Source organism: Pseudocitrobacter sp. 2023LY-00077, from assembly GCF_055796175.1.
In genome coordinates this window covers 218035-227945 of the sequence record NZ_JBSPEI010000011.1, presented here as the reverse complement: position 1 = coordinate 227945, position 9911 = coordinate 218035, and the positions used below count along the sequence as shown (strand labels likewise).

At 56.9% G+C, this 9911-nt stretch carries 10 protein-coding genes; 9 read left to right on the top strand and 1 reads right to left on the bottom strand.

Annotated features, from left to right (window positions below):
- The first annotated feature begins 320 nt into the window (after positions 1 to 320).
- From ACWWFX_RS16030 to ACWWFX_RS16010, 5 genes are read left to right on the top strand one after another with little or no spacing between them, the layout of a single operon-like run.
- Positions 321 to 1295, top strand: coding sequence for an aliphatic sulfonate ABC transporter substrate-binding protein (locus ACWWFX_RS16030; protein WP_473224238.1), 975 nt, complete (start codon positions 321 to 323; stop codon positions 1293 to 1295).
- 4 nt (positions 1296 to 1299) lie between these two features.
- Complete coding sequence (locus ACWWFX_RS16025; protein ID WP_108474460.1) at positions 1300 to 2112, top strand: ABC transporter permease; 813 nt, start codon at positions 1300 to 1302, stop codon at positions 2110 to 2112.
- Positions 2113 to 2114: 2 nt separating this feature from the next.
- Positions 2115 to 2849 carry an ABC transporter ATP-binding protein gene (locus ACWWFX_RS16020; RefSeq protein WP_015964950.1) on the top strand — a complete coding sequence of 245 codons (735 nt, stop codon included), beginning with the start codon at positions 2115 to 2117 and terminating at the stop codon, positions 2847 to 2849.
- Positions 2850 to 2904: 55 nt separating this feature from the next.
- Positions 2905 to 4302 (top strand): LLM class flavin-dependent oxidoreductase, encoded by a 1398-nt coding sequence (locus ACWWFX_RS16015; protein WP_473224237.1) that lies wholly within the window; start codon positions 2905 to 2907, stop codon positions 4300 to 4302.
- Complete coding sequence (locus tag ACWWFX_RS16010) at positions 4299 to 5516, top strand: acyl-CoA dehydrogenase family protein (RefSeq protein WP_473224236.1); 1218 nt, start codon at positions 4299 to 4301, stop codon at positions 5514 to 5516. Before ACWWFX_RS16015 ends, ACWWFX_RS16010 begins: the two co-directional genes overlap by 4 nt.
- Positions 5517 to 6329: 813 nt before the next feature.
- Here ACWWFX_RS16010 and ACWWFX_RS16005 read toward each other — a convergent pair.
- Entirely contained in the window at positions 6330 to 6497 is a 168-nt protein-coding gene (locus tag ACWWFX_RS16005; protein ID WP_276220268.1) for a hypothetical protein, read from the bottom strand.
- 250 nt (positions 6498 to 6747) lie between these two features.
- Here ACWWFX_RS16005 and ACWWFX_RS16000 point away from each other — a divergent pair, with 250 nt between their 5' ends.
- From ACWWFX_RS16000 to ACWWFX_RS15985, 4 genes are read left to right on the top strand one after another with little or no spacing between them, the layout of a single operon-like run.
- Positions 6748 to 7575, top strand: coding sequence for an ABC transporter substrate-binding protein (locus ACWWFX_RS16000; protein WP_231827716.1), 828 nt, complete (start codon positions 6748 to 6750; stop codon positions 7573 to 7575).
- A 1-nt stretch (position 7576) separates the two neighbouring features.
- Positions 7577 to 8395 (top strand): amino acid ABC transporter ATP-binding protein, encoded by an 819-nt coding sequence (locus tag ACWWFX_RS15995; protein WP_473224235.1) that lies wholly within the window; start codon positions 7577 to 7579, stop codon positions 8393 to 8395.
- Complete coding sequence (locus ACWWFX_RS15990; protein WP_473224234.1) at positions 8392 to 9180, top strand: amino acid ABC transporter permease; 789 nt, start codon at positions 8392 to 8394, stop codon at positions 9178 to 9180. The genes ACWWFX_RS15995 and ACWWFX_RS15990 overlap by 4 nt, the downstream gene beginning before the upstream one ends.
- Positions 9170 to 9859 (top strand): amino acid ABC transporter permease, encoded by a 690-nt coding sequence (locus tag ACWWFX_RS15985; protein ID WP_473224233.1) that lies wholly within the window; start codon positions 9170 to 9172, stop codon positions 9857 to 9859. The genes ACWWFX_RS15990 and ACWWFX_RS15985 overlap by 11 nt, the downstream gene beginning before the upstream one ends.
- Positions 9860 to 9911: the final 52 nt, after the last annotated feature.

The window sequence follows — 9911 nt, the reverse complement described above, 5'->3', positions numbered from 1 at the left end:
AGGCTGCTGAGGATAAAAGCCAGGGGATACCGAAACCGGGAGCGCTTTAAACTGGGGGTGATGTTCCACTACGGAAAGCTGAATATGGCGTTCTGAGCCTTCCCACCATGATCGGGGAAGACCCATGTTTATACAGTATTATGCGCTATAACCGGGGGCGGACGTCAACAGATTTGTCACCAGTATCCCGCAAATTGCGCACTACATTTCAAAAATGTTAATAACCTTCTGCGTAATTGTTATTTTGTAGCCCTAAGGCTTTCCCCTACAGTGGCGAAACAGAAACAACAATAATCACATCGCACATTTGGGGCCGCACCATGCACGCTAAAAAAACCTTTTTCGCCAGAACCGCATCTGCGCTGGCGCTAACGTTCGCCGCGTTTTACAGCCAGGCAGAGGCGTTACCGACATTAAGTCTTGATTACGCTTACTACGCCCCGGAAAGCCTGATCGTGAAGAAAAATCACTGGCTGGAAGATGAATTAAAACCGCAGGGGACGGAAGTGCGCTGGGTATTATCGCGCGGCTCGAATAACTCGCTGGAGTTCCTGAACAGCGGCTCAACGCAGTTTGCGCTCACCTCCAGTATTTCGGCGTTTGTCAGCCGCACCAACGGCCAGCCGGTGAAAGCGGTATACAGCTATCTCTGGTACGTCCCAAGCCTGCTGCTCATTCAAAAAGATTCACCGCTGAAATCGATCGATGAACTGAAAGGCAAGAAAATTGCGGCGACCAAAGGCACCGATCCCTATTTCTTCCTGCTGCGCGCACTGGAAGCCAACCAACTGAAACCGAGCGATGTGAACATTGTTCATCTTCAGCATCCTGATGGCCGTACCGCACTGGAGCAGGGACGCGTTGACGCCTGGGCCGGGCTGGACCCGCATATGGCGGCGGGGCAACTGGCAGGAGATAAAGTGCTCTACAGTAACGACAAATTTGGCGTTGCGGCGTTCCTTAATACCAACGAGAAATTCCTTGCGGAACATCCTGACACGGTAAAACAGGTGATTGCCGCTTACGACAAAGCGCGCCAGTGGATCATCGCCAATCCGGACGAGGCCGTGAAAGTGATTGCCGCAGAAACCAAACTGCCGGAACCAGTTATCAAGCTGCAGCTCAGCCGTTATGACCTGACCAAACCGATCCCTGGCGAAGCGCATCTGAATGCCATCAAACCGGTGATTCCTCTGCTACAGCAGGACAAAATTTTGCGTTCCGGCACCGATCCTGAAAAAGCGTTGAATACGCTGGTGGATAGCGCGCTGGCCAAGCAGGTTGTGGGGGAATAAGCCTATGTCCGATATCTTGCGGGGGACGAAGGTTAAACCGCCACGACGATTTACCGTTAAGCGCTATAACCTGCGCGGATGGGCGCTGCCGATTCTGGCGGCGCTGGCCGTGGAGATAATCGTGCGGCTGGGGATTATCCCGGCATGGGTGATGCCGCCCCCGGAAGAGCTTTTCTACAGCTTTGTCGAGCTGGCGCAGGGGGAACTGTGGCAGCATATTCTGGCCAGTTCTCTGCGCGTGCTGGCAGGCTTTACCATCGGCGCGTCGCTGGGCGTGCTGGTGGGATCGCTGGTGGGGTTGAGCCGTAGCCTCGAAAGCTGGCTTGACCCGACCTTCCAGGCGTTGCGCGCGGTCCCAAGCCTCGCGTGGGTGCCGTTGCTGCTTATCTGGATGGGCATCGACGAAAGCGCCAAAATCACGCTGATCGCCATTGGCGCGTTCTTCCCGGTTTATCTCAACCTGGTGGCCGGGATCCGCAACGTCGATCGCAAATTGATTGAACTCGGCACGCTCTATCGCCTGAGCGGGGCGCAGCTGATCCGTCGAATTATCCTTCCCGCCGCGCGGCCTTATCTGTTTACCGGGCTGCGCAGTGGGCTTTCAATGTCCTGGCTCTGCGTCGTGGCGGCAGAACTGCTGGCGGCGACGCAGGGTGTCGGCTATCTGCTGACCGATGGTCGTGAAAATTCGCGCCCGGACCTGGTGCTGGTGGCGATTATTACGCTTGCGATGATGGGCAAACTCTCCGATAGCCTGCTGAAAAAACTGGAAAACCGCATGATGACCTGGCGGGATAACTACGAAGGAGGTCGTTAATCATGGGTGCAATTTTACAGCTGGAGCACATTGAGAAAAGCTTTGCCGAACGGACTATTCTGCGCGACATCCACATTCGCCTGGACGAGGGCGAAATCGTCAGCCTGTTGGGCGCCAGCGGCTGCGGCAAAAGTACGCTGCTGCGAATTGCTGCCGGGCTGGACACCGATTATCGCGGGCGTTGCCTGTACGGCGAAGAGCAGAGCACCCGCCAGGATCACCGCGTCGGCGTGGTGTTTCAGGAAGCGCGCCTGTTCCCGTGGCTGACCATTGAACAAAATATTGGCTTCGAAGACGACAACCGCGCCGACGAGGCCTGGGTGACACAATTGCTTAACGATGTCGGCCTCAGCAGCCATCGCGGCAAGCTGCCCAAACAGCTTTCCGGCGGACAGGCGCAGCGTGTAGCGATTGCGCGCGGACTGTACGGGCGCCCGAAGATTTTGCTGATGGATGAACCCTTTAGCGCCGTTGATCCGTTTACGCGCATGAACCTGCAAAATCTGGTGCTCAATCTGGCGCGTCAATACGGGATTGCGGTACTGCTGGTAACTCACGATCTGGATGAAGCGTTTTATCTCAGCGACCGGGTGGTCATCTTGGGCGGCGAACCAGGGCGTGTACTGCGTGATGTCGCGGTTTCGCTCCCGCATCCGCGCGATCGTAACGCCAGTGAACTCGCCAGTTATCGCAAGAGCGCGCTGGATTTACTGGTCAGTCACCACGCCGTTTCCTGAATCCTTTTCATGCATTTCTTACCTTTTATCGCCGCGTTGCGAGGGGAGCCCCTTGATGAAAAAACAGATACGACTGAATGCCTTTGAGATGAACTGCGTCGGGCATCAGGCTTCCGGGCTGTGGCGACACCCGCGCGATCGCTCCTGGCAGTATAAAGATCTCGCCTACTGGACGGAGCTCGCCTGCCTGCTGGAGAAAGGGCTGTTCGACGGCCTGTTTATCGCTGATGTGATTGGTTATTACGATGTTTACGGTGGTAATACCGAAGCGGCGCTGCGCGATGCGGCGCAGATCCCGCTTAACGATCCTTTACAGTTGATCGCGCCCATTGCAATGGTCACCGAACATCTGGGGATTGGCGTCACAATTTCCACCAGTTATGAGCATCCGTACACCTTTGCCCGCCGTCTGGCGACCGCCGATCATCTTTCCGGCGGTCGCGTGGGCTGGAATATTGTGACCTCCTATCTCGACAGCGGTGCGCGCAATACCGGGCAACAGGCGTTGCTGGAGCACGATGCGCGTTACCAGCGCGCCGGAGAGTACATGGAAGTGGTGTATAAGCTGCTGGAAGGCAGCTGGGAGCAGGATGCGGTGGTGCGCGACAAGGAAAAGGGCATTTTTGCGCATCCAGAGAAAGTGCATCCCATTCGCCACCACGGTGAACATTTTCGCGTGCCGGGCGTGCAGATGAGTGAACCTTCGCCCCAGCGCACGCCGCTGCTATTCCAGGCCGGTTCCTCCGGCGCGGGCGTCAACTTTGCGTCTCGCCACGCCGAGAGCGTGTTTGTGAATTCTCACACCCTGAGCGGCTTGAAGAGTTATGTCGCCTCCCTGCGCGAACAGGTTGTCGCTAACGGGCGGCAGGGAAGCGATGTGCTGGTCTACACCCTGGTGACGGTGATTGTGGAAGAGACCGATGAAAAAGCACAGCAAAAATATGAGGAGTATCAGCGCTATATCTCTCGCCCCGGCGCACTGGCGCTGATCTCGGGCTGGACGGGGCTTGATCTTGCTGCGCTGCCGCATGATGTGCCGTATCCACAATTACCGGAACCGGCATCTGGACTGGTGGCGCGTTTTGCGGCGGGCGACACCTCATGGACGCTGAACGATCTCGCTGATTATGGTGCCATTGGTGGCCTGGGCCAGGTGTTTGTGGGATCGGCCTCAACCGTCGCGGACAAGCTTCAGCAATGGGTTGAGGAGAGCGACGTGGACGGCTTCAACCTTTCGTATGTTGTGGCGCATGAAACCTTTAATGATGTGGTGAAGTGGCTGGTGCCGGAATTGCAACGGCGCGGCGTTTACCGAACCCATTATCCACAGGGAAAAACGCTGCGGGAAAAAATGTTTGGCCGGGGGCCGCTGCTGCCGGAAAACCATCCGGCGCACGCGTACCGCGATCCTGCCCGCTATACCGACAACTTCAAACAAGAGGTAAAACAATGACCGCATTCTGGGCGCTACAAAGCAATGATAACGATCCGCAATACGCCGCGCTGGCAGAAACTTTTCGCCCTGTGTTTGCGCGTATACGTGAAGGCGCGCAGGCCCGTGAGCAGCAGCGAGAACTGCTTTTTGAACCGCTCCAGTGGCTGAAAGCCGTGCGCTTCGGTGCGCTGCGCGTGCCGGTTGCGGCGGGCGGCTATGGTGCCAGCTTGCCGCAGTTCTTTGCGCTACTAACCGAACTTTCTGCGGCGGATTCCAATATTACCCAGGCGCTGCGTGGTCACTTTGGTTTTGTCGAAAGCGTGCTGGCGTCTGCGGATGTCGGGAAGCAATCACGCTGGTTTGCCCGACTCGCCCAGGGGGACTGGGTTGGCAACGCCTGGAGCGAACCGGGTGACGCGAAGCAGGGAACGTTTACCTCACAGATAGTGCGCGAAGGGGAACACTATCGACTGAACGGTAAAAAATATTACACCACCGGGTCGCTGTATGCCGACTGGATCAACACCGGCGTGAGCGATGAACAGGGTGTGTGGGTCAATGTGGTGGTGAATCGCCACGCTGAAGGGGTAACGGTAGAAGATGACTGGGACGGATTCGGTCAACGGCTGACGGCCAGCGGCACGACGCTGTTTGCCGACGCGCCAGTGCAGGCGGAAGAGTTGACGCGCCATGAATCGGCGACGTCCTACGATCCTGCGTTCTATCAACTGGTGCATCTTGCGACATTAACCGGCATTGGTCTGGCGGCCGCACAGGATGTGGCGCAGGCAGTGCGTACCCGCACGCGCAGCTACTCCCACGGCAACGGCCCGCGTGCAGCGCAGGACCCGCAAATCTTACAGATCGTGGGTGAGGTCTACAGCGCGGTGTATGGCGCGAATGCGATTGTGGTGCAGGGCGCCCGCGCCTTGCAGCAGGCATTTGACGCTATCGGACACGCCGAGGCGGCGGATCGCGCCAATCAGCAGGCGGAACTGGCTATTGCCCAGGGGCAAACCGTGGTGTCAGCGTTAATTCTGGATGCGGTGACGCGTCTTTTTGATGCGCTTGGCGCATCGGCAACGTCTTCTGCGCACGGGTTGGATCGCTACTGGCGCAATGCCCGCACGCTGGTCTCGCATAACCCGCGCGTTTACAAGGCGCGCATCGTGGGGGATTACGCCGTGAACGGCACGCCGCCGGGGTATCAGTGGCGAATTGGTACGGTGTGATTGATTGCCGGTGGCGCAGTTCGGCGCCATAGCCGGGGGCGCTGCGCTTGCCCGGCCTACAACGGCTCAAAACCCGTAGGCCTGATAAGCGCAGCGCCATCAGGCGCAGTTCGGCACAGTTGCCGGGGGCGCTGCGCTTGCCCGGCCTACAACGGCTCATAACCCGTAGGCCTGATAAGCGCAGCGCATCAGGCGCAGTTCGGCACAGTTGCCGGGGGCGCTGCGCTTGCCCGGCCTACAACGGCTCAAAACCCGTAGGCCTGATAAGCGCAGCGCATCAGGCGCAGTTCGGCACCATTGTCGGGGGCGCTGCGCTTGCCCGGCCTACAACGGCTCATACCCGTAGGCCTGATAAGCGCAGCGCATCAGGCGAGTTCGGCGCCATTGCCGGGGGCGCTGCGCTTGCCCGGCCTACAACGGCTCAAAACCCGGAAGACCTGATAAGCGTAGCGCCATCAGGCGCAACTCGGCACCGTTGCCGGGGGCGCTTCGCTTGCCCGGCCTACAACGGCTCAAAACCCGGAAGACCTAAAAAGTGCAGCGCCATCATTGCTCAAGTGTTGGAGGGAGAAAACGCTCGACTGGTTTACAGCAGTTGTGAGCCGATTCAGGGCCGGGTGGTCGGGCAGCTAAAAATTCGACTGGATACGCCGATGACGCGGGAGGTGTTGCGCCTGGCGGAGCAGGTAGCGGACAGGATTGCTGTACACGAATAGCGCGAAATTGACCGTCGTCTCAGGAGGTGACGCGGTCAATCAGTTAGCAGGGTGAGCGCACAGTTCATTCCAGTAGGTTTCGCGGATAAGACGTTTCTCAGCGTGCTTTGTCACGAAACCACTCCGGCTCAATATTAGCGACATCCACACCGTACAGGCTGGCGACGGGTAACACAGACTCGATAACGCGTTCAGCGCTATGTTCATCAGACCCCAGCCATATTTGTTGCAGATGCTGTAAAAGTGCTGTCAGTAATGTTTTCATTCTTCTCTCCAGAGTGATTTAAACCGTATAAAACCAGTAAACCCCCTTCCTTTGAAAAGATGAAATAACAATATTGGCTGACCTTTTGCGATAACTGGCATTAGGCTTTGTTAATTTGTTTACCTTCATACAACAATGTTTTCACTAATATTTTTTTGCTCTTGATAATAAAGATTCGTTATTTGGTGAGAACGAAAGCTTATGGGAGCGTAACAGCACACAACAAAAACAGGGATATCGGAGAAAAACTATGGCACTGAAATTACACACCGTACAGAAGCTGGCAATATTTGTGGGGCTGGCCGTCAGCTCGCTGGCGGTTATTCCGGCACAGGCCGATCAGCTGGCAGATATTAAAGCCAAAGGCGTGGTGAAAGTGGCAACCTTTGACGCCAATCCGCCGTTTGGCTCAGTCGATGCCAAAACGCATGAGCTGGTGGGGTATGACATTGACTTTGCTAAAGCCCTGGCAAAATCACTGGGCGTGAAACTGGAACTGGTGGCGACCAACCCGGCTAACCGCATTCCGCTGCTGCAATCGGGCAAGGCGGACCTCATCGTCGCGGATATCACCATCACCCCGGAGCGTGCGCAGGTTATTGATTTCTCGACGCCTTATTTCGTGACCGGGCAGCAATTCCTGGTGCCTGCGGCGTCTGGCGATAAACTGGATGATTACAGCAAAGCGCGCATTGGCGCGGTAAAAGGTACAACCGGCGAACAGACGCTTCACCAGCGTTATCCGCAGGCGCGTGTGCTCTCCTATGACGATATCCCGCTGGCGCTCACCGCGCTGCGTAATGGCAACGTGCAGGCGATAACCCAGGACAGTACTATCCTGGCGGGCCTGCTTGGCGAAGCGCCGGATAAAGCGAAATTCAAAATCATCCCGGATTTACTGAGCAAAGAAGAAATTGGCGTGGGTGTGAAAAAGGGCGAACCCGCGCTGTTAAAAGCGGTGAATGATGAGCTGGTGAGCCTGGAGAAATCGGGCGAAGCGGCAAAAATTTACGACACCTGGTTTGGCCCGGCGACCAAAGCGCCGCAGCCGCGTTCTTTCACCATTGAAGCAAAATAGTATGTTGTCGGCATTATTCTCTCGTTCCGCGGCAAAGGCCGCGGATTTCTCCCATCTTCAGCAGGCGAGCGTGCAATTTCGTCAGGCAGTGAAAAGCTATGGCGACCATCGCGTGCTGAACGGTATCGATTTAACGATTCACTCCGGGGAAGTGGTGGCAATCCTGGGCCCATCTGGCTCGGGAAAATCGACGCTGATTCGCCTGATAAACCAACTGGAAAATCTGAGCGGTGGTGAAATTCTGATTGATGGTAAAGCGACCTCTCAGCTTACGGGTAACGCGTTAAGGCAGTTGCGTAGTCGTATTGGCTTCGTTTTTCAGCAATTTAACCTCTACGCCCATCTGACTGCTCGACAAAATATCATGCTGGCGCTGGAGAAAGTGCATGGCTGGCCACATGCCAAAGCCGAAACCAGGGCGCTGGAGCTGTTGCGTAAGGTCGGGCTGGAAGAGAAAGCTGACCATATGCCCTCGCAGCTTTCCGGCGGCCAGCAACAACGCGTTGCGATTGCCCGCGCGCTCTCATCCTCACCGCAGATAATTTTGTTCGACGAGCCTACGTCGGCGCTGGATCCTGAAATGATCGGCGAAGTGTTGCAGGTCATGCAGACGCTGGCGCACAGCGGCATCACGATGATTGTGGTGACGCACGAAATGCAGTTTGCGCGTGAAATCGCTGACCGGGTGGTGTTTATCGACGGCGGTGACGTGCTGGAAGTTGCGCCGCCTGAGGCGTTCTTTACGCGGCCACAGCATCCCCGCGCCGTGCGGTTCTTGCAAAAAGTGCTCGACCCGCTGCATCAGGAGCGTGCTGAGTGACTCACTTGTTTGACTGGCAGGGCGTGCTGAGCGGGCAGCCTTTGCAATGGATCTTTTCCGGGTTCCTGACCACCCTGTGGGTAACGCTGGCAGGTATTGTGCTGGCGAGTCTGCTGGCGATTCTGTTTCTGGCGCTGCGTCTGTCGGGCGGAGGCGTGGGGCGTGGCATCACCGCCGCGTGGGTGTCTCTGTTTCGCAATACGCCACTGCTGGTGCAGCTTCTGTTCTGGTATTTCGCCGCGTGGAATCTGCTGCCGCAGGGCGTGCGGGATTTCGTCAATGACGACCACAGCTGGTCTATCCTGCCGGGTGATGTCTGGTGGCTAACGCCGGAGTTTCTCTGTTCTGCATGGGGGCTCGGCGTATTTACCTCGGCGTTCTTGATTGAAGAAGCGGCATCGGGCCTGCATAGCGTATCGAATGGTCAGCGGGAAGCTGCGCTGGCACAGGGTTTTAGCACGTGGGGTATGTTGCGACATATTCTGCTACCACAGGGGCTGGCGAACGCCTGGCAACCGATCGTGGGGCAGTATCTGAATCTGATGAAACTCTCCTCCCTCGCGAGTGGTATTGGTTTCGCCGAGCTGACCTATCAGGTGCGCCAGATTGAAAGTTATAACGCCCATGCGCTGGAAGCCTTTGCGGTCGGCACGGGGCTGTATCTTCTCACCGGGATCGTGTTGGGTTTACTGTTCACGCGCTTCGGCCCATCGCCAGTGGGCAGCGCGAAACGGGTAAAAAATGTCACGTTGAAGACAGCAAGGAGCGTTGAAGATGGACGCTAATATGGCGGTCATTATTGATAACCTGGATTATTTACTCTGGGGCCGCCTGATGGACGGCGAACCCGGCGGCGTAGTATTGACGCTGATGATGGCATTAGGGGCTGGGGCGCTGGCGCTGCCTGGCGGTATTGTTCTCGCCTGCCTGGCCTGGCGCTATGACGGTGTGGTACGCAAGCTACTCTATTTGTGGGCGGAAATTATTCGCGGTATCCCGCTGATTTTCGTCATCTTCTGGCTCTGGTATCTGTTGCCGATGTTGACCGGCAGTGATTTACCCGGCGCATTGACGGTCACACTGGCCCTGGCCTGGTTCACGGCCGCATCGGTGATGCATTCGGTACTGGCGGGGCTTCGCGCGCTTTCAGCCGGGCAATATGAAGCCGCGTTGACGCAAGGTTTTAGCGCCGGGCAGAGCTTGCGTTTTATCCTCCTGCCGCAGGTGCTGAAGAACGTCATGCCGTCGCTACTGGGGATAATCATCGGCCTGCTGAAAGATACCTCGCTGGCGTTTATCGTCAACGTGCCGGAATTGACCACCGTCGCCGGGCAGGTGAACAATCGGGTGCAAATCTACCCGATGGCGATATTTATCTTTGTCGGTCTGGTGTACTACCTGCTGTGCGCCGCGCTGGGCCTGCTGGCGAAACGCTGGCAGCCTGGCCGTTATTCGCCAACGTGATGAAATTAAGCGCTTAATCCCAGCTTTGCGAGCTAACCCCCGGAAAATTGTC

What these genes read in the sequence shown, in the direction of transcription:
- ACWWFX_RS16030 (WP_473224238.1), top strand. Translation starts at nt 321, where the DNA reads ATGCACGCTAAAAAAACCTTTTTCGCCAGAACCGCATCTGCGCTGGCG.
- ACWWFX_RS16025 (WP_108474460.1), top strand. Translation starts at nt 1,300, where the DNA reads ATGTCCGATATCTTGCGGGGGACGAAGGTTAAACCGCCACGACGATTT.
- ACWWFX_RS16020 (WP_015964950.1), top strand. Translation starts at nt 2,115, where the DNA reads ATGGGTGCAATTTTACAGCTGGAGCACATTGAGAAAAGCTTTGCCGAA.
- ACWWFX_RS16015 (WP_473224237.1), top strand. Translation starts at nt 2,905, where the DNA reads ATGAAAAAACAGATACGACTGAATGCCTTTGAGATGAACTGCGTCGGG.
- ACWWFX_RS16010 (WP_473224236.1), top strand. Translation starts at nt 4,299, where the DNA reads ATGACCGCATTCTGGGCGCTACAAAGCAATGATAACGATCCGCAATAC.
- ACWWFX_RS16005 (WP_276220268.1), bottom strand. Translation starts at nt 6,497, where the DNA reads ATGAAAACATTACTGACAGCACTTTTACAGCATCTGCAACAAATATGG.
- ACWWFX_RS16000 (WP_231827716.1), top strand. Translation starts at nt 6,748, where the DNA reads ATGGCACTGAAATTACACACCGTACAGAAGCTGGCAATATTTGTGGGG.
- ACWWFX_RS15995 (WP_473224235.1), top strand. Translation starts at nt 7,577, where the DNA reads ATGTTGTCGGCATTATTCTCTCGTTCCGCGGCAAAGGCCGCGGATTTC.
- ACWWFX_RS15985 (WP_473224233.1), top strand. Translation starts at nt 9,170, where the DNA reads ATGGACGCTAATATGGCGGTCATTATTGATAACCTGGATTATTTACTC.